The following is a 23,332-nucleotide window of genomic DNA, read 5'->3' as shown; positions in this document are numbered from 1 at the left end:
CGCCGCCGGGCCGCCTCCTGCTGCACGGGTGACTCAGCTCACAAGGGCTAGCCGAAGAGCTGCACCAGCTTCAGGAAAAGCTGGTACACGCCGTAGGCGAAGGGCAGCACGACCCACGCCCAGGCCAGCACGATCAGCGGGACCCGGTTGGGTTTCGTCGCCGGTTCCGTCATCACACCTCACTCCTCGCGGCCGCGCCCGAGGCGACGGGCTCGTGGAACTTCTCCTTCACCGGCCGCACCAGCTCGTTGGCCACGAAGCCGACCACCAGCAGGCCGATCATGATGTAGAACGACGTCGCGTAGAGGTCCGGGCCGGACTTGCCCGCCGCCTTCTCGCTGTCGGCGATCCGGTTGACGATCAGCGGGCCGAGCACGCCGGCGACCGACCACGCGGTGAGCAGCCGGCCGTGGATCGCGCCGACCTGGTAGGTGCCGAAGAGGTCCTTCAGGTACGCCGGGACCGTCGCGAACCCGCCGCCGTAGAAGGACAGGATCACCATCGCGCACAGGATGAACACGAGCTTCGACGAGTTCTCCGTCAGCGCGATCACCAGGTACAGCACCGCGCCCACGCCGAGGTACGTGCGGTAGATGTTCTTGCGGCCGATGACGTCCGATGTGGACGACCAGACGAACCGCCCGAGCATGTTGCACAGCGACAGCAGCGCGACGAACCCGGCCGCCGCAGCCGCGCCGACCGGCGTCGAGGTGCTCTTGAAGAAGTCCACGATCATCGGGGACGCCTTCTCCAGGATCCCGATGCCCGCGGTCACGTTGAAGCACAGGACCACCCACAGCAGCCAGAACTGCGGCGTCTTGATGGCGTTGGCCGCCGAGACGTTCGCGGTGGAGATCATGGCCGTGCCGTGGTCGGTCTTCGGCTCCCAGCCCGCCGGCTTCCAGTCGTCGGCCGGGACCCGCACGATCAGCCAGCCGAGCGACATGAACACCGCGTAGACGACGCCGTGGATGAGGAACGCCGTCGCGATGCTGCCCGTGGTCGGCGTGGCGCCGATCATCGAGGACGACCACGGCGACGCGATCAGCGCACCGCCGCCGAAACCCATGATCGCGATGCCGGTGGCCATGCCCGGCCGGTCCGGGAACCACTTGATCAGCGTCGAAACCGGGGAGATGTAGCCGATGCCCAGGCCGACACCGCCGATCCCGCCGTAGCCGACGACGACCAGCCAGAACTGTCCGGTCGCGACACCGAGCGCCGAGACCAGGAACCCGGTGACGAAGCAGCACATCGAGACGAACATGGCCCAGCGCGGGCCGTTCTTCTCGACGAGCGTGCCACCGAACGCCGCGGACAGGCCGAGCATGACGATGCCGAGCTGGAACGGCAGCGAACTCTGGGTGCCGTTGAGGTGCATCGTCTTTTCGAGCGGGGTCTTGAAGACGCTCCACGCGTAGGCCTGCCCGATCGACAGGTGTACCGAGAGGGCCGCCGGGGGCACCAGCCAGCGGGTCCAGCCTGGGGGTGCGACGATCCGGGAACGGTCCAGGAAGCCGAGAGCCATCGGATCCCTCCGTAGAGTGGGGATGATGGAGGGAATGTATTACTAAATACCCGGCGTTGCACCATGCGAGTGTCAAACTTTCCGGCGGAGAAGGGTGTGGGCCATGGGCAGGGTGACCGTGCGCAGGCCGGTGCGGAAGATCTCCGCGACCGGGGACCGGCGCCGCCCCGACTCCCTGGCGGCCGAAGAACCCCTGGAACTGCGGGTCGGCGGCAAGGCGCTGGCCGTCACGATGCGCACGCCGGGGCACGACGTCGAGCTGGCCCACGGCTTCCTGCTGTCCGAAGGGGTGATCGGCGGCCGCGAGGACATCTCCGTCGCCCGCTACTGCGACGGCGTCGACGACCAGGGCCGCAACACCTACAACGTGCTGGACGTCGCGCTGGCCCCCGGCGTGCCGCCGCCGGACACCGGGGTCGAGCGCAACTTCTACACCACCTCTTCGTGTGGCGTCTGCGGCAAGGCCGCGCTCGACGCGGTCAAGCTCAAGACCCGCTTCCCCCCGGCCGAGGCGGCCTTCGCGGTCAAGAGCGAGACCCTGGCCGGCCTGCCGGACGCGCTGCGCACCCAGCAGAAGGTGTTCGCCAGCACCGGTGGCCTGCACGCGGCGGGACTGTTCACCCCGGACGGTGAGCTCGCCGTCGTCCGCGAGGACGTCGGCCGGCACAACGCGGTCGACAAGGTGCTCGGCTGGGCCGTCCTCGACGGCCGCGTGCCGGCGCCCGGCCACGGCCTGCTGGTGTCCGGGCGCGCCTCGTTCGAACTGGTGCAGAAGGCCGCGATGGCCGGGATCGGACTGCTGGCCGCGGTGTCGGCACCGTCGTCCTTGGCCGTCGAGCTGGCCGAAGAGAACGGCATGACGCTCATCGGCTTCCTGCGCGGCGACTCGATGAACCTCTACACGGGTGACCACCGCGTGCTGACCTGACACTCGAGCTCAATGCCGGGGCAGGTACTCCGTCGCGGCCATGATCCCGTAGACCACGGCGGCCAGCACCAGCACGATCATCGCGATCAGGACGAGCAGCACCACGCAGCCGCCGATCCCGTCCCGTTTGCGCATGGCGTCACCCTAGGCGGACTCGACCCAGTTGCCGTGGAAACCGTTGGGCACGCGGTCCGGCAGGTGGATCGCGGCGACCGTCTCCAGCGTGCCCGCGTCGAGCAGCGTGAGGTCGCTGCGCTGCGTCGCCGGGTCGAAGACGAAACCCATCAGGACGCCGTCGTCCTCGGCCGCGTCCTCGTGGCAGGGGACGAAGACGAACTCGCCGGGCTGCTGTCCCGCGCCGAACGCGCGTTCCTCGCGCGAGCCGGCCTGGAAGTCGTGCTTGAACAGCGCGCCGGCGGGGTTCGCGCCGCCGTCGGCCGACATCGAATAGCCGTAGCGGTGGCGACGGCCGACGAGCCGCTCGTCCACCCGCGGGAACTCCTGGCCGCGGTCGTCGAGGCGCTCCTCCAGGACCTTGCCCGCGCTGAGGTCGACGGTCCAGCGGTCGAGCGTCGGGCCGCCTTCGTCCGGGCCGTGCAGCTCGCTGTCGAACATCTTCGGGTGGCGGACGACGTCGAGCACGATGCTGTCGCCGTCGTCGTAGGCGTTGAGCGGGTGGAAGACGTAGCACGGCTCGACCTCGAACCAGCGGACGTCGCCGTTGCCGCCTTCGCGCGGCATGACGCCGATCCGCGCCGGGTACTTCGGGTTCCAGCGGTACGGCAGGCCGCCGTTCGCGCCGATCTTGCCGGCCATCATCGCGGTCACCGGGTCGGGCACGCGGACCTTGCCGACCATGGCCGACAGCACCAGCTTCGCGGGCGTGCGCAGCGCGCTGGGCACGTTGGCGGCGGCCGCCATCCCGGCGTTGAACGTCACCGGCAGGTCGTAGAACACGACGTGCTTCTCGGTCAGCGAGAAGTCGTGCATCATCGGCGACCCGGTGACCTCGACGTCGACCGTGCGGCGGACGTGGCCCGCGGCGTCGATCACCGAGTACTGGACCTTGTTGCCCATGCCGAAGAAGTACGACACGGCGTGCAGCTCGCCGGTGCGCGGGTCGCGCTTGGGGTGGGCGGTGTAGCCGCCGGGGAGCGTGCCATCGAAGTCGCAGCGGCCGACGGTGTCGAGCTCGTCGGTCAGCTCGTAGATCGGCGCCCCGGCCTCCACCAGCGCGAGGGTCTTGCCGGCGTGGCCGATGACGTTGGTGTTGGCGCCGAGCGCGTCCAGCCCGCAGAAGCGGCTCGCGTCCTCGCCCTCGAGCGTCGCCGCCACGGCCGGGTTGCGCACCCACCGGTTGCGGTACCACTCGGCCTTGCCGTCGCGCAGGCGGACGCCGTGGACCATGCCGTCGCCCATGAACCAGTGGTAGGCCGCCGGGTCCACCTCGGACAGCGGGTTGGGCCCGTTGCGCAGGTAGCGGCCGTCGAGGAAGTCGGGGATGCGCCCCGTGACGGCCAGTTCGGTGATCGTGTGCTCCCGGCTCACCGGGGCGAAGTTGCCTTCGAGGAACTTGTTGCCCATGCCTGACCCCTCCGAAGCTGCCATAACTCGGTTATGAGCCCATTTATAACAGGGTTATGAGATACTGGCAAGCATGAGCCCGAAACCCCGCGCGAACGACGTCAAGGAGCGGCTCGTCGAGGCCGCCATCCGGCTGCTCGACGTGGGCGGCCCCGAAGCCCTGCAGGCCCGCAAGCTGGCCGCGGAGATCGGCGTCTCGACGATGGCCGTGTACACGCACTTCGGGGGCATGGCGGCGCTGGTCGACGAGGTGGCGCGCACGGGGTTCGGGAAGCTCAGCGCGTGGCTGGCCGAGGTCGGCGAGACCGACGACCCGGTCGCGGACATCTTCAGCCTGGCCCGGACCTACCGGCAGGCGGTCGCCGAGCAGCCGCAGCTGTTCGCGGTGACGTTCGGCCAGTCCGCGCCGGGCGGCAAGCGGGCGACGCTGTCCGACCTGACCACCGAGGAGGGCCGCGAAGCCGCTCCGGAGGGCCTGGAGGCGTTCGACCACATCGTCCGGGCGACCGAGCGGGCCATCGAGGCCGGCCGGTTCCGGCCCGCCGACAAGTACCAGGCGGCCGCCCAGCTGTGGAGCGCGCTCCACGGCTTCGTCACGCTCGAGGCGTCCGGCCACTTCGGTGCCGGTGAGCAGGGCATCGACCACATTTTGATACCCCTGGGGATCACCCTGGCGGTGGGTCTCGGGGACACTGTGGAGCGGGCGGAACACTCGACCGAGGCAGCCAAGGCGGCTTGGCGGGCGAAAACCCGAAACGCCGGGCAGGGTGGGAACGACTAACCCGGCGAAAGGGCGCGAGGGGAACGCGGAGCGGGTGCGCGGCGTCCTAAGAGCAGCAGGCGGGGGACGGAGACAGGTGAACGAGGAAAACGGGGAGCGCGGCGAGGCCGAGCCGCAAATCCCGGCGGGGGCGGCGGCCGTCCGCGACGCGCGGCGATGGCTCAGCCGCCGCTCGGTGCTGATCGCGGGCGCGTCCGGGCTGGCCGTGGGCGGCCTCGCCGTCGGCACCGCGACCGGCAAGCTGCCGTTCAGCCAGGCCCTGCAGCGGACGCTCGGCGTGACGTCGTCGAACCCGACGACCCAGCTGGGCAGCACCCGCGTCGAGCGCGTCTACTCCCAGGCCCGCGGCCGGATGGTCGACCTGGTGTTCATCCTGCCGTCGAAGACCCCGCCGAAGGGGCTGCCGATGTCGCTCATGCTGCACGGCCTGCACGGCAACGCCCGCAGCGCGGCCCCGACCGGCACGCTCAAGCAGCTCTCCAGCGACGTCGCGCGCAAGGCGGTCCCGGCGTTCGGCTTCGTCGCCGTCGACGGCGGCGACAACTACTGGCACGAGGTGCACACGGGCGACGACCCGATGGCGATGCTGCTGGAGGAGGTCCCCCAGTGGCTGCGGGCCCGCGGCTTCGCCGGGGACACCGGGCAGCCGTTCGCCTGCACGGGCGTCTCGATGGGCGGGTTCGGCGCGCTGGTGTACACGCGTCGCCGCGTGGAGCGGCGCCAACCGCCGGCCGCGGTCGCGACGCTCGCCCCCGCGTTGATCCTGTCCTGGCAGGAGATGGCCAAGCGGCACATCTTCACCGGCCTGAACGACTGGACGGCGCTGGACCCGCTGCGTCACATCGACGAGACGAAGAGCGTGGCCAACGGCATCTGGTGCGGCACGGAGGACCCGTTCGTCACCGGCGTCCGCCGCTACATCGACGCGGCCCACCCGGCGGTGGCCCACACGGCCCACGGCAAGCACGGCGACCCGTTCAACCGGACGGTGGTCCCGAGCGTGATCAGCTTCCTCGGCAAGCACGTCCCTCGCAAGGACTGACCGCAAGAGCCGGCTCACGTACCCAGAGGGTCGGTTCGCGTACCCAGAGGGTCGGTTCGTGAGCCGACTGTCCAGGTACGCGAGCCGACTGTTCGGGTACGCGAGCCGACCCTCTCGGTACCGGCGTTCAGCAGGTGAAGTGGACCCGGGTCGTCGTGCGGCCCGGGACCCAGTACGTGCGGACCAGATCCGCCAGGCGGTTCACCAGCAGGAGCCCGCGGCCGCCCAGGCTCGCCGCCGCCGGGGGGATGCGGCCCGCCAGGGGCTCGGTGATCGTGCCCGTGTCGGTGACCTCGCCGACCACCTGGCGCTCCTCCGCCCACAGCCGGAGCACACCCTCGCCGCCGCCGTAGAGGACGCTGTTCGTCGTCAGCTCCGCGATCGCCAGGGTGAAGTCGTCACGCCGGGGGCGGCGCAGCCCGTGGCGGGCGGCCCAGATCTCCGCGAACCCGCGCAGCGAGGCCAGCTGCCCGATGTCGAACTTCCGCTCGACCGCGGCCGCCGGGTGGACCAGCGGCCGCATGAAGTCCGCGCGGGCTCCGTCCGGGTCGAACCGGGGGCTGACGAACGGCCCGGCCGGCCCCCACACCTCCGGGTGCGTGCGCTCGGCGTCGGCCAGCGCGGCCGGCGGCAGCGCGGCGGTGTCGTACGGGCAGAGGACCGTCAGGTCACGCCCGGCGAGAGCGTGGTTGATGAGTGCCTCGTGCAGGACGCACGCCGGGTACTCGGCCCCGGTGCGGTCACCCCACATCGGCTCGGCCACGATCCGCACCGGGCCCGCGTGCTCGCCGGCGAAGGCGAGCAGGACCGTCGGCAGGATCGCGCCGGGGTTGCGTCCCACCCGGCACATGTCGGTCAGCCGCACGTCGCGGGCCCGGCCGGCCAGGGCCTTCCCGATGAGCCGGAGGTTCCGCGCGGGGACGGCGACGGCCACGGGTTCGCCCCGGTCGAGGCCTTCGAGCAGAAACGGAATGACGCCGACGAGGTACGCAGAGTCACCACGGTAGAAGAGGGCGGGATGCCGGACCGGTGTCAGGGCATCTACCACGGGACCTTGCTACCCGGAGACAGCCTCGCGCAAACGGTTCGGCCGGAGGAAGTTCACTCCACCCAGCGGCCGACGACCGAGATCAGCCAGAAGCCGACCAGGGTCGCGAGCGCGAACAACAGCACCCAGTTGACCAGCGGACGCCGTTCGGTCGTCCCCCGGGCTCGCCAGAGCGCGTAGCCCGCGACGACGAAGAGCGGCAGCGGGATCAGCGGCAACGGCGACAGCCGGGCCACCACGGCCACGACGCACGTGCCGGCGCACACGGCCAGCACGCCCATCAGCACCCGGTTCACCCACGGGTACCGGTCGAACACGGACGCGATGACGCGTTCGCTCAGCTCGCGAAACCCGAGGACCGGCCCGGCGGGCACCGGCGCCGGTTCGGGTGGCGGCGGTGCCTGCACACCACCGGCGGGGGCGGCGCCCCCGCCGGTGACCGGCATAGAGTCAGCAGTCATTCAGCTTTCCTGTCGGGTCTCCGGGCCGGGTGGCCCGGAGACGCCCGGCCTCAGGCCGACTTCTCGCCGCGCTCGCTGCGCGCGCGCCGCGTCGGCTGCCGGGCGACGATCGTCGGGTTCACGTTCTCCCGGACGGTCTGCTCGGTGATCACGACCTTCGCCACGTCGTCGCGGCTCGGGATGTCGTACATGACCGGCTGCAGCACCTCTTCCATGATGGCGCGCAGCCCGCGGGCACCGGTCCCGCGCAGGACCGCCTGGTCGGCGATGGCCTCGAGCGCGGTCTTGGTGAACTCGAGCTCGACGTTGTCCATCTCGAAGAGCTTCTTGTACTGCTTCACCAGGGCGTTGCGCGGCTGGGTGAGGATGCTGACCAGCGATTCCTTGTCCAGGTGGTTGACCGTCGCCACGACCGGGAGCCGGCCGATGAACTCCGGGATCAGCCCGAACTTGATCAGGTCCTCGGGCATGGTGTCCGAGAAGACGTCGCTCTCCTCGATCTCGGACTTGGTGCGGATCTCCGCGCCGAAGCCGAGGCCACGCTTGCCGACCCGCTCGTTGATGATCTTCTCCAGCCCGGCGAACGCGCCGGCCACGATGAACAGCACGTTCGTCGTGTCGATCTGGATGAACTCCTGGTGCGGGTGCTTCCGGCCGCCCTGCGGCGGCACCGAAGCGGTGGTGCCTTCGAGGATCTTCAGCAGCGCCTGCTGGACACCCTCGCCCGACACGTCCCGCGTGATCGAGGGGTTCTCGCTCTTCCGGGCGATCTTGTCGACCTCGTCGATGTAGATGATCCCGGTCTCGGCCCGCTTGACGTCGTAGTCCGCCGCCTGGATGAGCTTGAGCAGGATGTTCTCGACGTCCTCGCCGACGTACCCGGCTTCGGTGAGCGCCGTGGCGTCCGCGATCGCGAACGGGACGTTCAGCATCTTCGCCAGGGTCTGCGCGAGGTAGGTCTTGCCGCACCCGGTGGGGCCGAGCATCAGGATGTTCGACTTGGCGAGCTCGACGGACTCGTCCTTGGAGTCCTTGGGCCCGGCCTTGTCGTCCGCCTGGATCCGCTTGTAGTGGTTGTAGACCGCTACCGCGAGGGTCCGCTTGGCATCGTCCTGCCCGATGATGTACTGCTCGAGGAACTCGTGGATGTCGGCGGGCTTGGGCAGCTCGTCGAGCTTCACGTCGCCGGCCTCGGCCAGCTCCTCCTCGATGATCTCGTTGCAGAGGTCGATGCACTCATCGCAGATGTAGACCCCGGGGCCGGCAATGAGCTTCTTCACCTGCTTCTGGCTCTTCCCACAGAAAGAACACTTCAGCAGGTCTCCGCCGTCACCGATCCGTGCCATGGCCGTTGACCTCGTCCCCTCCGGCGCGGGTTTCCGCGCCTGACGTGTGTTGCGACGGTGCGACCCCCGGTCACTCACGACCGAGCGGAGCCTCACGCATTGCCACTGACGGTACCCGTCCGATGCCGTGGGCGGGAACACCCACAGGCGCCGGGAGCACGTCAGAGGACGACCCTAAACCAGAGTGCCGGTGTATGTCGTCTTCTCGACACACACCGGCCTGGCGGATCTAGAGAGCCGACGCCTTGCGGTACGGAAGCACCTCGTCGATGATGCCGTACGACTTGGCCTCTTCGGCGGTCAGGATCTTGTCCCGCTCGATGTCCTTGCGGATCTGGTCCGCGTCCTTGCCGGTGTGGTGCGCCAGGATGACCTCCATCTGGCGCCGCACCCGCTGGATCTCGTTCGCCTGGATCTCCAGGTCCGAGACCTGGCCGTAGGTGCCCTCGGTGGCCGGCTGGTGGATCAGCACGCGCGAGTTGGGCAGCGCGTACCGCTTGCCCGGCGTGCCGGCGCCCAGCAGCACCGCGGCGGCCGAGGCGGCCTGGCCGAGGCAGTACGTCTGGATGTCCGGACGGACGAACTGCATGGTGTCGTAGATCGCCATCAGCGAGGTGAACGAGCCACCCGGCGAGTTGATGTAGATCAGGATGTCGCGGTCCGGGTCCTCGTGCTCGAGGTGCAGCAGCTGGGCCATCACGTCGTTGGCCGACGCGTCGTCCACCTGCACGCCGAGGAAGATGACGCGCTCCTCGTACAGCTTGTTGTACGGGTTCGACTCCTTGACGCCGTAGCTGGTGCGCTCGACGTACGACGGGAGGATGTACCGCGACTGCGGGACGGAAGGTGCCCGGAAGTCACCCGGGAGCCTGAAGTTGCTCATGATCGACTCTCCTGTGTGTACTTCGCGCTCAGTTCGAGGCCGGACGGGCGATGTCGCGGGTCAGGACGTGGTCGACAAACCCGTAGTCCTTCGCCTCCTGCGCGGTGAACCAGCGGTCGCGGTCGCCGTCCGCGATGATCTGCTCGACCGTCTGCCCGGTCTGGTCGGCCGTGATCTGGGCCAGCTCCCGCTTCCACTTGTTGAAGAGGTCGGCCTGGATCGCGATGTCCGACGCCGTGCCACCGACCCCGGCGGACGGCTGGTGCATCAGGATCCGCGCGTGCGGCAGCGAGTACCGCTTGCCCGGCGTGCCCGAGGAGAGCAGGAACTGCCCCATCGAAGCCGCCATGCCCATCGCGTACGTCGCGACGTCGGGGCGGATCAGCTGCATGGTGTCGTAGATGGCGAACCCGGCCGTGACCGAGCCACCCGGCGAGTTGATGTAGAAGCGGATGTCGGACTCGGCGTCGTCGGCGTCGAGCAGCAACAGCTGCGCGGTGATCCGGTTGGCGATCTCGTCGTTCACCTCGGAACCGAGGACGACGATGCGCTCCTGGAGCAACCGCTCGAACACCGAGTCGGTGAGGGTGAGCCCTGCGGTTCCGGTCCGCGCCTCGGGCGTGTGCTGCGTCACGTCTGCCTGCCTTTTCGCCGGCGGCGGCCCGGTCGTGACGGCCGCCGCTGTCGTTTCAGATGCTTGAGATCTTGTATCCGACCCTAACGAACTTGGGCGGTGCAGAATGCCTGACACCGCCCAAGTTCGCTCACAGCTTCACTCCGCCGGAGTCTTCGCCGCCTCGTCGGTGACCTGCGTCTCCTGAGTTGCCTCGTCGGCGACCGGCTCGTCGCTGCCGAACAGCTCCGAAAGGTCGACCTCGGCACCCGAGCCGTCGACGACGTTCGCCTTCCGGACCACGGAGGCGAGCGCCTTGCCGCGGCGGACGTCGGCGTAGATCGCGGTCAGCTGGCCGGACTGCTGGGCGCGCTGGACGTACTCGTCCGGGCTGATCCCGAAGCGCTGGGCCTGGTAGATGATCCGCTCGGTGAGCTCGCCGTCGTTGACCGAGACCTCTTCCTTGTCGGCGATGGTGTCCAGCAGCAGCTGCGTGCGGACGGCCTTCTCCGACTCGGTGCGGGTCTCCGCGTCGAACTCCTCCAGCGTGCGGCCTTCGGCCTCGAGGGCCTGCGCGAACTGGGCCTCGTCGTGGTCGAACGGGTGGATCGCGTCGTGCTTGCGGTTCTCGATCTCGGAGTCGAGGACCTTCTCCGGGATCGGCACCTCGGTGCGCTCCAGGAGCTCGTCGAGCACCTTGTCGCGGGCCTGGACACCCTGCTGCATCTTCTTGACGCGGGCGAGACGCTCACGCAGGTCGCCCTTGAGCTCCTCGATCGTGTCGAACTCGCTCGCCATCTGGGCGAACTCGTCGTCGGCCTCGGGCAGCTCGCGTTGCTTGACCGACTGGACGGTCACGGTCACGTCGGCGTCCTTGCCGGCGTGGTCGCCGGCGACCAGCTGGGTGGTGAACGACTTGGTCTCGCCGGCGTTCGCGCCGACGATGGCCTCGTCGATGCCGTCCACGAGCTGGCCGGAGCCGATCTCGTAGGACAGCCCGCTGGTGGTGGCCTCCTCGACGGCCTCGCCGTCGACGGTCGCGGCGAGGTCGATCGAAACGAAGTCGCCGGTCTCGGCCGGGCGCTCGACGCCGGTCAACGTGCCGAAGCGCGCGCGCAGCTCGTCGAGCTGCTCGTCGACCTCGGCGTCGGTCAGCTCGACGTCGTCGACGGTGACCGCGAAGCCTTCGAGGTCGGGCAGCTCGATCTCCGGGCGCACGTCGACCTCGGCGGTGAACTCGAGGACGTCGCGGTCTTCGAGCTTGGTCACGTCGAACTCGGGGTTGCCGAGCGTGCGGACCTCGTTCTCGCGAACGGCCTCGATGTACTTGGCCGGGATGGCCTCGTTGACGACCTCGTCGAGCACCGGGCCGCGCCCGATCCGGCTTTCCAGGACGCGAGCGGGCACCTTGCCGGGCCGGAAGCCCGGGATGCGCACCTGCTGGGCGATCTTGCGGTAGGCGCGGTCGAAGTTCGGCTTCAACTCGTCGAACGGCACCTCGACATTGATCTTGACTCGCGTCGGGCTCAGCTGCTCGACGGTGCTCTTCAAGGTCTTCTCCTCGAGCGGTAACGATTGTGGTGGACAATCCTGCGGAAATGGGCCCAGGTCACCTGCAGACCGGGACGTCCGAGTCTAGGCCAGTGGCCCGCGCCGCCGGGGCGGGGGCCACCTGCGGCGTCATGACCCGAGCATCCGGCCGATCACCCAGCGCATCTGGCCGCTCGCGTGCTCGGCCGAGCCGCTGGGCTGCACCAGGTGGGAAAGCAGCAGCCGCATGAACGCTTCGACCGCGACCGCCCACTCCGACGGCGTCAGCCGGACCTCGGGGTAGGCGCGCGCGAAGACGGCCGCGACGGCGTCGACGGCCCGCCCGAGCACCGCCTCGGGCTGGGAGGTGAGCAGCGGGAGGAAGTCGTCGCGGCCGCCCTGCGCGCCGCCGAGCGCGATTTCGAGCAGCGGGTTGCCGCGGGCGGCTTCGAGGCTGTGCCGGAACGCGGCGGTGACGCCGTCGACCGCGTGGTCCGGGTGCGCGGCGACGTCCGCGTTCACCCGCTCGACGAAGCGGTCGGTCTCGCGCAGCATCAGGGCCTTGGCGAGCTCGGCCTTGGAGCCCAGTTCGTTGTAGACGGTCTGCCTGCTCACGCCGACCTGCGCGGCCAGCTTGCCCATCGTCACGGCGGCCCAGCCGTCGGCGCGGATGACGTCGGCCGCCGCGGCCAGCAGCTTCTCCCGGGTGCGCGCCGGGACTGGAGGGGTGACGGCCTTCACACGGCGATCCTACCCACGGGTTCGGTTCCGCTGGCCGACACCTTTTTTCGAAGCCTGCCACAACGTTTACAAACCCGGAGGAGTTGTCTACGGTGACTCCCGCCTGGCCAGGAGCTTCTCGACCGAGGAGACCGCTCGATGTCCGTCGCCGTCACCGAGCCGCACGGTTCCGTCACAGTGGCGGCGCCCGCGACCGGGGTGGCCACCGCCCGCGCGGTGCCCTCGCCCCGGATCGCGCTGCCCGCCGTCTCGGTGCCGGTCCTGCTGCTGTTCACCGGTGCCCTCACGCTGTGGGGCACCGCGACCTGGCTGCTGCTCGCCGGGCTCGTGCCGCCGGTCGTGACCGTGGTGCTGAACACCGTCGTCACCTTCCTCATGTACACGGTGGTGCACGAGTCGGCGCACCACTCGGCCGGGAAACTGACGTGGGTCAACGAGGTGCTCGGCCGGCTGGCCGTCCCGTTCGTCGCGGCGTACTCGGCGTTCCCGTCGCTGCGGTACGTCCACGGTGAACACCACCGGCACACCAACGGCCCGGCCGACGACCCGGACGCCTGGACGTCGCGGGGCCCGCGCTGGCAGCTGCCGCTGCGCTGGCTGACGCTGGACGTGGCCTACGCGCGCTGCTACCTCACCCGGCTGCGGTGCCGGCCCCCGCAGGAGCTGGCCGAGGCGCTGGTGGTGCTCTCCGCGGCCCTCTCGGCCGCGGTGGGGCTGGTCGCGACCGGCCACGGCGTCGAGCTGCTGCTGGTCTACGTGCTGCCGCAGCGGCTGGGACTGGGCCTGCTCGCCTGGGCGTTCGGCTGGCTGCCGCACCACGGCCTGCCCGCCGCGGGGCCGCGCGGCAGGTTCGGCACGACCCGCGTGCGCATCGGCCTCGAGCGGCTGCTCACCCCGGTGCTGCTGGCCCAGAACCTGCACCTGGTGCACCACCTGCACCCGGCCGTCCCGTTCCACCGGTACCGGCGGGTGTGGCTCGAGAACCGCGAGGCCTACCTCGCCCGCGACGTCCCGATCAGCACGACGTGGGGCCGGGACCTGACCGCGGCGGAGTACCGCGCGGCGGTGGGGCTGGATGCCGAACCCGACGTCGACGTGCCCGCGCCGGCCGCGGCCCCGCTCGGGCCGAGCCGGTTCCACCGGCTGCGGGTGCGCGAGATCCGGCCGCTGACCGCGGACGCCGTCGCGATCACCTTCTACGTCCCGCCGCAGCTGGCCGCGGAGTTCCGGTTCGTCGCGGGCCAGCACGTGGCGGTCCGCGCGGTGCTCGACGGGCAGCCGGTGCGCCGGACGTACTCGATCTGCGCGCCGGTGCAGTCCGGTGACCTCCGGATCGCGGTGAAGCGGCGCCCCGGCGGTGCGTTCTCCGGCTTCGCGACCACAACCCTGGCCGTGGGCGACTTCCTCGACGTCCTCCCGCCCTCCGGCGGGTTCACGCTCACCCCGGACCCCTCGCGGACCGCGCACTACGTCGCCATGGCCGCGGGCAGCGGCATCACACCGGTGCTGTCCATCCTGGTCAGCGCGCTGTCCGCCGAGCCGCACAGCCGCGCGACCTTGTTGTACGTCAACACTTCGGGCGCGACGACGCTCTTCGCGCGCGAGCTGAGCGCGCTCGCCGACGGCTTCGGCGGGCGGCTGCACGTCGTCCACTACCGGACCGACGAGCGCGACCCGGACCTGCACACGCATCGGCCCCGGCAGTTCGACACGATCGGCGAAGCCCTGGCGATTTCGCACGAGCGCTACCAGCGCGGCCGGCTCGACGGGACGCGGCTGCGCGCGATGCTGCAGAACCGCCTGCACCCGGCGAAGGTCGACGAATGGTTCCTGTGCGGGCCGCGCGGCCTGATGGACCTGGTCCGCCGGACGCTGGCCGACGCGGACGTCCCGGACGAGAACGTCCACTTCGAGCTCTTCCGCGGCGCGGCTCCCCTGCGCGACCCGGCGGGCCTGCCGGCCACGGTGGCGGTGACGCTCGGCGGGACGACGACGTGCGTCCAGGCCGAAGCCGGGGAAACGGTGCTGGACGCGGCGTTGCGGGCCGGGTACGAGGTGCCGTACTCGTGCACGGGCGGCGCGTGCGGCACCTGCCGGGCGACGCTGCTGCACGGCCAGGTCGACATGGACGTCCGCTACGCGCTGACGGTCGACGACGTGGCGGCACGCCGGATCCTGACGTGCCGCTCCCGCGCGACGACCCCGGAGGTCGCGGTCGACTACGACCGCCGCTGACCCCGCTTTCCGCCGTGCAGTCGGGCGAGCCCGGTCAGCCGGTCTGCGTGGGCGGGGCTCCCTGGCCGTTGCCCGGCCCCTGGCCCTGACCGCCGGTTTCCCCTTCCGTCACCGACGTCGCCGTCGCGGTGGTGCCCGACTCCGTCGCCACCACCGTGATCGTGTCCCCGGCCGCGAGGCCCGTCGCCTGCTCCGACGTGATCGTGTACGTCTTCGAGAACCCGTCGTCGCTCTTCGCGGTGAGCGACGTCGCGCTCAGTTCCGTCACCTCGCCGGTCTGCATGATTTTCGTGACGTAGCCACCGTTTCCGTCCGAAGACACGTACTCGCCGTGCAGCGCCGAACCCAGGCCGCCCGCGCCGCCCGGCATGCCTCCCGGGCCGCCTTGCATCCCGCCCGGCCCGGCCGCGCTGCCGGTCGACGCCGAAGACGACGAAGCGGCCCAGATCGCCGCTCCCCCGCCGGCCACGATCGCCACCGCGACGGCGCCGGCCGCGATCTTCTTGCCCGGCGTCCAGCCCGGCCGCGGCGGCGTGCCCGGTGCGGGCGCCGCGCCCCACGTCTGGTCCGGAGTGGACGGTGCCTGCGGTGTGGTCATGGTGGTGCTCCTTAACGAGTTCCTTCGGTGCGATCCACGGTGGAGCCGCTCGCTGTGTGCGGACTGTGCTTGCCGTCAGCCGTTCCTGTGACCGGAGGAACTCCGGCAACCGCGACCGGCCGGTCACCGCACAGCCGCCTCACAGGCAGCACACAACCCGCACACACGGCGCGGACGGACGCTTTGTCCATGGCCGCGCGAACCGTCCCGCCGCACCCCCGCCGGGGGCGCCTTTCGCTGCGCGCGAAGCTGACCGGCTCGATGGTCGTGCTGCTCACCGTGGTGTGCCTGATCGTCGGCGTGGTCAGCGAGTTCGCGCTCGACCTGTTCCTCACCCGCCAGATCGACCAGCAGCTGTCCGCCGCGGCGACGCGCTCGCTCGTCTTCGCGAGCAACACCCATCCCGAAGGCCCGGGCCCGCAGCCGGACGGCCAGGCGGGCGAACACCCGCTCGGGCAGAACGTCGGCACGGTGAGCGGCACCTTCGACGGGCAGCGGCTCGTCGACGACAGCAGCATCTCCGAACACGGCTCGCGCCTGAACCTCACGGCGGCCCAGCAGGCCGTGATGCTCTCGGTGCCCACCGACGGCAAGCCGCACACGATGTCCTTCGACGACCTCGGCGAGTACCGGCTGATGGCGCTGCCGGTCGCCGGGACGTCCGCCGTCGTGGTCACCGGCCTGCCGCTGAAGCCGGTCACCGACACGCTGCTCACCGTCGGGCTGATCCTCTTCGGCGTCGCCGCCGCGGGCGTGCTCGGCGCGGCCGTCCTCGGCGCGTTCGCGGTCCGCCGGACGCTGCGGCCGCTCGAGCGCGTCGCGGCGACCGCCGGGCGCGTCTCCGAGCTGCCGCTCGACCGCGGCCAGGTGGCGCTGTCCATCCGCGTCCCGGCGTCCGACACCGACCCGCGGACCGAGGTCGGCCAGGTCGGCTCGGCGCTGAACCTGATGCTCGGCCACGTCGCGCAGGCCCTGGAAGCCCGGCACGACAGCGAACTGCGCGCCCGCCGGTTCGTCGCGGACGCCAGCCACGAGCTGCGGACGCCGCTGGCCGCCATCCGCGGGTACGCCGAGCTGGCCGCCCGCGGCAGCGCGCTGGTGCCGCCGGACGTCGCGCACTCGATGACCCGGATCCAGTCCGAGGCCGTCCGGATGAGCGCGCTCGTCGAGGACCTCCTGCTGCTGGCCCGGCTCGACGCGGGCCGCCCGCTGGACGTGCGCGACATCGACCTCACCCGGCTGGTCGCCGACGCCGTCGGGGACGCCCGGGTCGCCGGCCGCGAGCACCGGTGGCTGCTGGAACTGCCCCCGGACCCGGTGCTCGTGTTCGGCGACGTCCAGCGGCTGCACCAGGTGCTGGCGAACCTGCTGGCCAACGCCCGCACGCATACTCCGCCGGGCACCACGGTGGTGACGTCGCTCGCCCGTTCCGCAGACGGCAGCGCCGTGCTCACGGTGACCGACAGCGGCCCCGGCATCGCACCGGACCTGCTGCCGGACGTCTTCGAGCGGTTCGCCCGCGGCGACTCGTCGCGCTCCCGCATCGCCGGCAGCACCGGGCTCGGGCTGGCGATCGCGTGCGCCGTCGTCGTCGCCCACCACGGCACGATCGAGGTGCACAGCCGCCCCGGCCGGACCGAGTTCGCGGTGCGCCTGCCCGTGGCCGTGCCCGCACAGCGAGTGCACAGCGTCGGCACAAGCCGGCCCCAGCTGGAGACCGGAAGCTGATCTCATGACCGCACTCGCGTCGCGCGAAACAACCGCCGTGACCCCTTCGCCGCCCGCTCGCCGGACGTGGCACCGGCCCGCACTCGGCGTGCTGCTGCTCGGGACGGCCGTGCTCTACCTGTGGGGTCTCGGCGCTTCAGGCTGGGCCAACGCCTTCTACTCGGCAGCCGCGCAGGCCGGTTCGGAGAGCTGGAAGGCGCTGTTCTTCGGCTCCAGCGACGCCGCGAACGCGATCACCGTGGACAAGACGCCGGCCGCGCTGTGGGTGATGAGCCTGTCGACGCGGGTGTTCGGCGTCAACGCGTGGAGCGTCCTGGTGCCGCAGGCGCTGATGGGGGTCGGCTCGGTCTGGCTGCTGCACGCGACGGTCAAGCGGACCTCCGGCCCGGCCGCCGGGCTGGTCGCGGGCCTGGTGCTGGCCCTGACGCCGGTCGCCGCGCTGATGTTCCGCTTCAACAACCCGGACTCACTGCTCGTGCTGCTGCTGGTCGCGGGCGCCTACTGCGTGGTCCGCGCGAGCGAGAAGGCGAGTCCGCGCTGGCTCGCGCTGGCCGGCGTCGCGGTCGGCTTCGGCTTCCTGGCCAAGATGCTGCAGGCGTTCCTGGTCCTGCCGGCGTTCGCGGTGGCGTACCTGGTCGCGGCGCCGGTGTCGCTCGGCAAGCGGCTGCTGCACCTGCTGGGCGCGCTGGCGGCGACGCTGGCCGCGGCGGGCTGGTACCTCGTGGTCGTCGCGCTCTGGCCGGCGGCCGACCGGCCCTTCATCGGCGGGTCGCAGACGAACTCGCTGTGGGAGCTGGTCTTCGGCTACAACGGCTTCGGCCGGATCACCGGCGACGAGGTCGGCAGCGTCGGCGGCGGCGCCGGCCGCGGCTGGGGCTCGACCGGCCTGACCCGGCTGTTCGGCAGCGAGATGGCGGGCGGGATCGCGTGGCTGCTGCCGGCGGCGCTGCTCGCGCTGGGTGCCGGCCTGTGGTTCACGCGCCGCGCGCCGCGCACCGACCGCTCCCGCGCGGCCCTGCTGCTGTGGGGCGGCTGGCTGCTGGTGACGGCACTGACGTTCAGCTACATGGGCGGGATCATCCACCCGTACTACACGGTGGCCTTGGCCCCGGCCGTGGGCGCGCTGGTCGGCACGGCGGCGGTCCAGCTGTGGCGGCTGCGGGCACGTCCCGCGGCGGCGGGCATCTTGAGCGGCGGCGTGGCCTTGACGGCGCTTACCGCCTACCTGCTGCTGGCGGGGTCGTCGTGGCAGCCGTGGCTGGCTCCGACGGTGCTGGTCGGCGGGCTGCTGGCGGCGGTGGCGCTGTTCTTCTCGGCCCACCTGACCCGCTGGGCGGCGTCCGCGGTGGCCGCGTTCGCGCTGGTCGTCGTGCTGGCCGGCACCGGCGCGTACACCTTGGCGACCGCCGCCACGACCCACAGCGGAGCGATCCCGTCGGCCGGCCCTTCGTCCGGCTTCGGAGGCGGCCCAGGCGGCTTCGGTGGCGGCCCCGGTGGCGGCTTCGGCGGCGGTCGCGGTGGCGGCCCGGGCTCGCTGCTCAGCACGACTCTTCCGGGCGCCCAGCTGACCGCGCTGCTCCAGCAGGACGCGTCCCGCTACACCTGGACGGCGGCGACGGTGCTTTCGAACGCGGCGGCGGGATACCAGCTGGCCAGTGGCGCACCGGTGCTGGCGGTCGGCGGTTTCAACGGCACCGACCCGTACCCGACGCTGGAGCAGTTCCAGCAGTACGTGGCGAGCGGCCGGATCCACTACTTCCTCGGCGACGGCATGACGATGCAGGGGTCGAGTGGCTCGGACGCGGCCCAGCAGATCGCGGAGTGGGTGGCGTCGACGTACCAGGCGACGACGGTGGACGGCGTGACCGTCTACGACCTCACGGCGGCCGCCTGACCACCGACGAAAGCAGGGTCGAGGCCTGATGACCTGGTCAACTCCGGGCCGCCTCCGGCACTATGGAAGTAGCCGGAGAACGGAGTCGCTGCAGATGACCGAGCCCCACGTATGGCGGGCCCGATCCGCAGACCTGATCCCGTTCGCCACCACCCTCGGCGACGGCGGATTCCTTCGTGATCGCTTGCGGCGCCAGCGGAATGATCAGGGAGTGCTCTTCTTCGCGTGGCTTCGCGCCCGCCCCGCAGGCGCCGTGTACCTGTGGCTGGAAGAGGCCGAGGAACCGCCGATCCAGGACCATCTCCCCGGCGTCGCGCTGCTCACCCACCTGCAGGTGCACCCGGAGCTGCGCAACCGCGGCGTCGGCGCGGCCCTGGTCAACGCGGTGGAGGAGCATCTCGTCGAGCACGGCCACGACCGGGTCGCGCTGGCGGTCCGCACGGACAACCCGGCCGCGGCCCGGTTGTACGACCGGCTCGGCTACCGGGACTGGGGTCACGGCACGGTGACCTGCTACGCCCAGGTGACCTTGCGCAACGGCAGCGTCCTCGAAGTGCCGGAACGCTGCTACGTGCTGGTCAAGGACCTGGCCGTGGTCACGCCGGCACCGCGGGGCGAAGCGAGGGTGGCCGGCGCTTCGAGCCGGTGCTGATCCGGCCGTCGATCCCGGGCTGGGCCAGGTGGCCGATGCCCAGGGTCGCCAGCGCGCCGTCGATGCCCAGCTCGCCGCGGCGGTCACGCCGGAGCTCGCGGATGTGCCGCTGCCAGCGCACGCAGTCGGACTGCCAGGCCCGCAGGTACTGGACGCACAGCTCCGGCGTGATCAGGTGGCTGCGCCCGATCGAGGCCTTCAGAGCCGCGACCATCCTGGCCTTCTGGCCCGGTTCGATGTCCGAGGACCGCACCCGGTCGATGGTCGTGCTGATGATCCGCCGCCGCTCGGGCAAGAACTCGCCCCAGTACTCGTTGTGGGCGTCAGCCAGGCCGAGACCGTTGTCGAGGAGACCGAACACTCCTTCGGCGAGGGTGTCCCCCAGTTCCTCACCGCGCGCCCGCCGGTCGTCGTTGTACGGGTCGTAGTTGTACTGCCAAGCGGTCCCGGTGACGGCCGAGGGCCGCAGCCGCAGCCCGTCCAGGAGGAAGAACCAGTCCTCGTTGTAGATGTTCGGGAAGAACGAGGAAAACGCGGTCTCGCCGACGACCAGCGCGCCGCCGCCGATGAACACGTCCTGGACGGCGCCCACGTCACGGAGTGCGTGGCAGACCACCGAGTTGTCCGGCATCCCGGCGTTCGCCAGGCCGACGACGGGGTGCTCGTCGAGCAGTCCCGCGGCGGCGGCGAGGTCGCCGGGGTTGGGCAGCTTGATGTCGTCGTCGAGGAAGAGGATCCGCTTCCACCCGGCGAAGCTCGCCAGCAGCAAACCGAGGTTGCGCTTGAGACTGGTGTCGACGGGCCGGTGGAAGCGGCTGAGCCGCAGCAGCTTGTCGGTGGCGAAGTCGGGCACGACCCGATCGGGCAGGAAGTCGACGTCGACCGCCGTCACCCGGACGCCCTCCTGCTTGGCGGCCAGCGCCGCGCTCGAGGCGTTGGCTCGCATGCTGCAGAGGAGCACCAGGTGGGCGTCGACGAGCTTGGCCGCGTGGATGGCCTGTTTCAGGTACGCCGTCGGACGGCCGTTGGGCACGATGATCGCGTCCAGGGGCGCGCGCGGCGTGTCAGCCGAGTCGAAGTGGTCCAGCAGGTCCTGATGCGACTCATGCTGGCGCGCGTTCACTTCGCGGCCTCGGGCCACTCGTGGAGGCGGTTCTCTTCGAGAGTCCAGTCGGGAGTCAAGCCCTGCCCGCCGACGACGGGCACCCGGCTGATGATGCTGAACGACTCTTCGCCGGCGAAGCGCTCCCGGACGTAGGCGGTGTTCCGGTCCAAGAACCGGGCGTCAGTCAGCGCTCTCACCGCGCCCAGCGTTCCTCGACCGTACATACCATTGCATACGGTCACAGTGCGCTTTCGGTTGAACGGAGATACGACCCGGTAGAAGTGCGCGACATCCTCCAGGAGGTGTCCCCGCGCGTCGAGCTGCGGCTCGATGAGCTTCGACCGGCCGTTCTCCTGCACCCGGAACCCGCCGTGTTCAGCATCATCGGCGCGACCGACCTGTTCCACCGGGAGGTCGACCCGATCGATCACGTCCCGGGTCACGCTGTTCCAGTCCACCCCGCCGAGCAGGACCAGATGGCTCGTGTAATCGTCAGGATCGAGCGCGTCGCTGGTCCGGAAGGTGACCGGGTTTCCGGGGTTGCGCGCCCGGATGTGGCCGAACAGCTCGATCAACGCGTCCGGATCCGCGTAGGTGTAGAGCGACACGAAATCGGGACTCTCGGGATCCGCGTAGCTGAGGTGCTGGCGGTACTTCTCCGGGAGCTGGGCGCAAACGATCGTGATCCGCTGGTCCGGCTCGCCGAACATCCAGAGGTCGGTCACCCCGGTCTTCGCGTGCTCGGGTTCCTTGCCTTCACGCAGCCACAGCAGCTCGTCCAGCAGGTCCTTGCGCTGGTCCCGCTCGTCGTCCGTCAGTTCTTCGAGTGGGAGGACCCGCAGGGACTTGCCGTCCCAGGAGCGTCGCGTCGCGAACAGCGTCGCGTACGCCTCCAGCCGCCGGACCGGGAGGCGCACCGGTTTGTCGGCGTTCTCCCAGGACGAGATCAGCGAGATGCTGAGCCCGCCCAGCGCCTGGGCCAGCTGGGCCTGGGTGAGCCCGGCGTCCGGCCACTGCTCCTCGCGCAGCCCCTTGAGGCGGCGGGCGAGCGCCCGCGGCGCGACTGGGGACACAGTCTCCGCCACCCTTCAGTAAATTTCAGTAGTGCCGAGAGTGTTGTGATAGTACTCCCTGTAGCTAAAGCGACGGTCGGCGACCTGCTGAAGCCGGGACTGAACCGTTACGAGGACCCGAACTCCCTCGCACCAAACGGGTAACACCGATTCAACGCTGTTGTTCCAGGGTACTTCAACCCCTACAGTGAACTTGACTGAACTTCAGTTCCAACCTGAAGGCAGGGAGCGGGCCATGGACACTTCAGCTGACATACCCCGGCACCGGGCCATCGTGGCGGTCGACATCGAGAACTCGACCAAGCAGACGAACTCGGTGCGGACCCAGCTCCGTAATGTCCTCTTCCAGCTGCTCGACGAGGCCCTCGCGGCCGGCGGGATCGGCAAGAAGCACCGTGACCCCTTCGTCGACCGCGGCGACGGGGCGCTGTGCCTGATCCGGCCCTTCGACCAGTTGCCGAAGACGCTCCTGCTCACCACCGTCGTCCCCGCGCTCGGGGACCTGCTCGAGAAGCACGCCGAAAGCCGGCCCGAGCTCGCCTTCCGGCTGCGCGTCGCCGTGCACGCCGGTGAGGTGCACCGCGACTCGCGCGCCTCCTACGGCGAGGACGTCGACATCGCGTGCCGGCTCGTCGACGCCCCCGAGCTCAAGCGGCGGCTGCGCGAAACGACCGCGCCGCTCGCGCTCGCCGTCTCGCAGGAGATCCACCGCGCCGTCGTGCGGCACGGCTACCCCGGCATAGACCGGGCGGCGTTCACCCAAGCCGTCCACATCAAGCTCGGCGAAGAACGGCTTCGCGGCTGGCTCTACACGCCCGAAGTGGGCGAGCCGGAGGAGGGACTGACCGCGTAGGACCGGAAACGAGGTGGGGACGTGGAACCGACGGGATTCTGGGCCGACCTGGGCCCGGCCGATCGCCGCGTGCTGGCGGAGTCCGCCACGCGGCGCACCTATCCGCGTGGCGGGACCCTCTGCCGGGAAGGCGACCGCTCGAGCGTCGTGCTGGTGCTGCTCGCCGGGCACGTGCGGATCGTCCACGGGACGCCGGACGGGCGCGAGGTCGTCGTCGGGGTGCGTGGCCGGGGCGACGTCATCGGCGAGCTGGCCGCGATCGACGCGCAGCCGCGCTCCGCGACCGTCGAGGCGCTCGACGACGTGGAAGTGCTCGAGGTGGCGGGCGAACGCTTCGCCGCGCTGTGCCGGACGCGGTCACGGATCTCCTGGGCGCTGCTGCTCGTGCTCTCGACGCGGCTGCGGTCCGTCGGCCGGCAGTGGCTGGAGCTCGGCGGCGGCGCCGCGGCGCGCCGGGTCGCCGCGCAGCTGATGCAGCTGGCCGTCCAGCACGGGGTGCGGCGGGGCCAGGACATCGAGATCACGGTCCCGGCCACGCAGGCCGAGCTCGCGATGACCGCGGCGATCTCGCGCGAGTCCTGGGCGCGCGCGACGCGCGACCTGCGCCGCCAGGGCGTGATCAGCACCGGCAGAAGACAGGTGACGATCCACCGCCTGGCTGAACTTCGACGTCTGGCGAGCTGAATCCCGCCTTCTGTGTCAGCTGACA

At 70.8% G+C, this 23,332-nt stretch carries 23 protein-coding genes; 9 read left to right on the top strand and 14 right to left on the bottom strand.

Annotation, left to right across the window (positions count from 1 at the left end; genetic code table 11):
- Window positions 1-47: 47 nt before the first annotated feature.
- A complete protein-coding gene (locus AB0C38_RS14475; RefSeq protein ID WP_284742082.1) occupies window positions 48-173 on the bottom strand; it encodes a hypothetical protein in 126 nt (41 codons plus the stop codon).
- The gene (locus tag AB0C38_RS14470; RefSeq protein ID WP_360672063.1) at window positions 173-1,528 is read right to left on the bottom strand and encodes an OFA family MFS transporter; all 1,356 of its coding nucleotides are present in this window, start codon (window positions 1,526-1,528) and stop codon (window positions 173-175) included. The genes AB0C38_RS14475 and AB0C38_RS14470 overlap by 1 nt, the downstream gene beginning before the upstream one ends.
- A gap of 103 nt (window positions 1,529-1,631) precedes the next feature.
- Here AB0C38_RS14470 and fdhD point away from each other — a divergent pair, with 103 nt between their 5' ends.
- The gene (fdhD, locus tag AB0C38_RS14465) at window positions 1,632-2,456 is read left to right on the top strand and encodes a formate dehydrogenase accessory sulfurtransferase FdhD (RefSeq protein WP_360672060.1); all 825 of its coding nucleotides are present in this window, start codon (window positions 1,632-1,634) and stop codon (window positions 2,454-2,456) included.
- Window positions 2,457-2,465: 9 nt separating this feature from the next.
- On the opposite strand, the gene AB0C38_RS14460 is transcribed toward fdhD, so the two are convergent.
- Entirely contained in the window at window positions 2,466-2,591 is a 126-nt protein-coding gene (locus AB0C38_RS14460; RefSeq protein ID WP_360672057.1) for a hypothetical protein, read from the bottom strand.
- 9 nt (window positions 2,592-2,600) lie between these two features.
- Window positions 2,601-4,040, bottom strand: coding sequence for a carotenoid oxygenase family protein (locus AB0C38_RS14455; RefSeq protein ID WP_360672054.1), 1,440 nt, complete (start codon window positions 4,038-4,040; stop codon window positions 2,601-2,603).
- 73 nt (window positions 4,041-4,113) lie between these two features.
- Between AB0C38_RS14455 and AB0C38_RS14450 the strand changes: the two genes are divergently transcribed.
- Both AB0C38_RS14450 and AB0C38_RS14445 read left to right on the top strand, forming a co-directional pair.
- Entirely contained in the window at window positions 4,114-4,821 is a 708-nt protein-coding gene (locus AB0C38_RS14450) for a TetR/AcrR family transcriptional regulator (protein WP_360672051.1), read from the top strand.
- A 76-nt stretch (window positions 4,822-4,897) separates the two neighbouring features.
- Window positions 4,898-5,863 (top strand): alpha/beta hydrolase-fold protein, encoded by a 966-nt coding sequence (locus tag AB0C38_RS14445; protein WP_360672048.1) that lies wholly within the window; start codon window positions 4,898-4,900, stop codon window positions 5,861-5,863.
- 127 nt (window positions 5,864-5,990) lie between these two features.
- On the opposite strand, the gene AB0C38_RS14440 is transcribed toward AB0C38_RS14445, so the two are convergent.
- From AB0C38_RS14440 to AB0C38_RS14410, 7 genes are all read right to left on the bottom strand, one after another.
- Complete coding sequence (locus AB0C38_RS14440) at window positions 5,991-6,911, bottom strand: anti-sigma factor RsbA family regulatory protein (RefSeq protein WP_360672045.1); 921 nt, start codon at window positions 6,909-6,911, stop codon at window positions 5,991-5,993.
- Between the two features lie 53 nt (window positions 6,912-6,964).
- Complete coding sequence (locus AB0C38_RS14435) at window positions 6,965-7,372, bottom strand: hypothetical protein (protein WP_360672042.1); 408 nt, start codon at window positions 7,370-7,372, stop codon at window positions 6,965-6,967.
- A gap of 50 nt (window positions 7,373-7,422) precedes the next feature.
- On the bottom strand, window positions 7,423-8,718 hold the full coding sequence (clpX, locus tag AB0C38_RS14430) for an ATP-dependent Clp protease ATP-binding subunit ClpX (protein WP_360672039.1): 1,296 nt from the start codon (window positions 8,716-8,718) through the stop codon (window positions 7,423-7,425).
- A 229-nt stretch (window positions 8,719-8,947) separates the two neighbouring features.
- A complete protein-coding gene (locus tag AB0C38_RS14425) occupies window positions 8,948-9,601 on the bottom strand; it encodes an ATP-dependent Clp protease proteolytic subunit (RefSeq protein ID WP_360672036.1) in 654 nt (217 codons plus the stop codon).
- 28 nt (window positions 9,602-9,629) lie between these two features.
- Window positions 9,630-10,235, bottom strand: a complete 606-nt coding sequence (locus AB0C38_RS14420) for an ATP-dependent Clp protease proteolytic subunit (RefSeq protein WP_326943371.1) — start codon at window positions 10,233-10,235, stop codon at window positions 9,630-9,632.
- Window positions 10,236-10,373: 138 nt separating this feature from the next.
- Window positions 10,374-11,765, bottom strand: a complete 1,392-nt coding sequence (tig, locus tag AB0C38_RS14415; RefSeq protein ID WP_360672032.1) for a trigger factor — start codon at window positions 11,763-11,765, stop codon at window positions 10,374-10,376.
- Window positions 11,766-11,894: 129 nt separating this feature from the next.
- On the bottom strand, window positions 11,895-12,485 hold the full coding sequence (locus AB0C38_RS14410) for a TetR family transcriptional regulator (protein ID WP_360672029.1): 591 nt from the start codon (window positions 12,483-12,485) through the stop codon (window positions 11,895-11,897).
- Between the two features lie 138 nt (window positions 12,486-12,623).
- Here AB0C38_RS14410 and AB0C38_RS14405 point away from each other — a divergent pair, with 138 nt between their 5' ends.
- Window positions 12,624-14,720 carry a fatty acid desaturase gene (locus AB0C38_RS14405; RefSeq protein WP_360672026.1) on the top strand — a complete coding sequence of 699 codons (2,097 nt, stop codon included), beginning with the start codon at window positions 12,624-12,626 and terminating at the stop codon, window positions 14,718-14,720.
- A gap of 34 nt (window positions 14,721-14,754) precedes the next feature.
- Here the strand turns inward: AB0C38_RS14405 and AB0C38_RS14400 are convergent, their stop codons facing one another.
- Window positions 14,755-15,318, bottom strand: coding sequence for a hypothetical protein (locus AB0C38_RS14400; protein WP_360672023.1), 564 nt, complete (start codon window positions 15,316-15,318; stop codon window positions 14,755-14,757).
- A 189-nt stretch (window positions 15,319-15,507) separates the two neighbouring features.
- On the opposite strand from AB0C38_RS14400, the gene AB0C38_RS14395 reads away from it, so the two are divergent.
- From AB0C38_RS14395 to AB0C38_RS14385, 3 genes are all read left to right on the top strand, one after another.
- On the top strand, window positions 15,508-17,046 hold the full coding sequence (locus AB0C38_RS14395; protein ID WP_360672020.1) for an ATP-binding protein: 1,539 nt from the start codon (window positions 15,508-15,510) through the stop codon (window positions 17,044-17,046).
- A gap of 4 nt (window positions 17,047-17,050) precedes the next feature.
- On the top strand, window positions 17,051-18,940 hold the full coding sequence (locus AB0C38_RS14390) for a glycosyltransferase family 39 protein (protein ID WP_360672018.1): 1,890 nt from the start codon (window positions 17,051-17,053) through the stop codon (window positions 18,938-18,940).
- 94 nt (window positions 18,941-19,034) lie between these two features.
- On the top strand, window positions 19,035-19,592 hold the full coding sequence (locus AB0C38_RS14385) for a GNAT family N-acetyltransferase (RefSeq protein ID WP_360672015.1): 558 nt from the start codon (window positions 19,035-19,037) through the stop codon (window positions 19,590-19,592).
- On the opposite strand, the gene AB0C38_RS14380 is transcribed toward AB0C38_RS14385, so the two are convergent.
- Both AB0C38_RS14380 and AB0C38_RS14375 read right to left on the bottom strand, forming a co-directional pair.
- A complete protein-coding gene (locus tag AB0C38_RS14380) occupies window positions 19,537-20,715 on the bottom strand; it encodes a hypothetical protein (RefSeq protein ID WP_360672012.1) in 1,179 nt (392 codons plus the stop codon). The two genes, AB0C38_RS14385 and AB0C38_RS14380, sit on opposite strands and share 56 nt — an antisense overlap.
- Window positions 20,712-21,770 (bottom strand): helix-turn-helix transcriptional regulator, encoded by a 1,059-nt coding sequence (locus AB0C38_RS14375; protein ID WP_360672009.1) that lies wholly within the window; start codon window positions 21,768-21,770, stop codon window positions 20,712-20,714. Before AB0C38_RS14375 ends, AB0C38_RS14380 begins: the two co-directional genes overlap by 4 nt.
- Before the next feature lie 235 nt (window positions 21,771-22,005).
- Here AB0C38_RS14375 and AB0C38_RS14370 point away from each other — a divergent pair, with 235 nt between their 5' ends.
- Together AB0C38_RS14370 and AB0C38_RS14365 are read left to right on the top strand one after the other, a co-directional pair.
- A complete protein-coding gene (locus AB0C38_RS14370; protein WP_360672006.1) occupies window positions 22,006-22,623 on the top strand; it encodes a hypothetical protein in 618 nt (205 codons plus the stop codon).
- A 21-nt stretch (window positions 22,624-22,644) separates the two neighbouring features.
- Window positions 22,645-23,307 carry a Crp/Fnr family transcriptional regulator gene (locus tag AB0C38_RS14365; protein ID WP_360672003.1) on the top strand — a complete coding sequence of 221 codons (663 nt, stop codon included), beginning with the start codon at window positions 22,645-22,647 and terminating at the stop codon, window positions 23,305-23,307.
- Window positions 23,308-23,332: the final 25 nt, after the last annotated feature.

This window comes from Amycolatopsis sp. NPDC048633 (assembly GCF_040650695.1).
GTDB lineage: Bacteria > Actinomycetota > Actinomycetes > Mycobacteriales > Pseudonocardiaceae > Amycolatopsis.
This window is presented reverse-complemented; position numbering and strand designations above follow the sequence as displayed.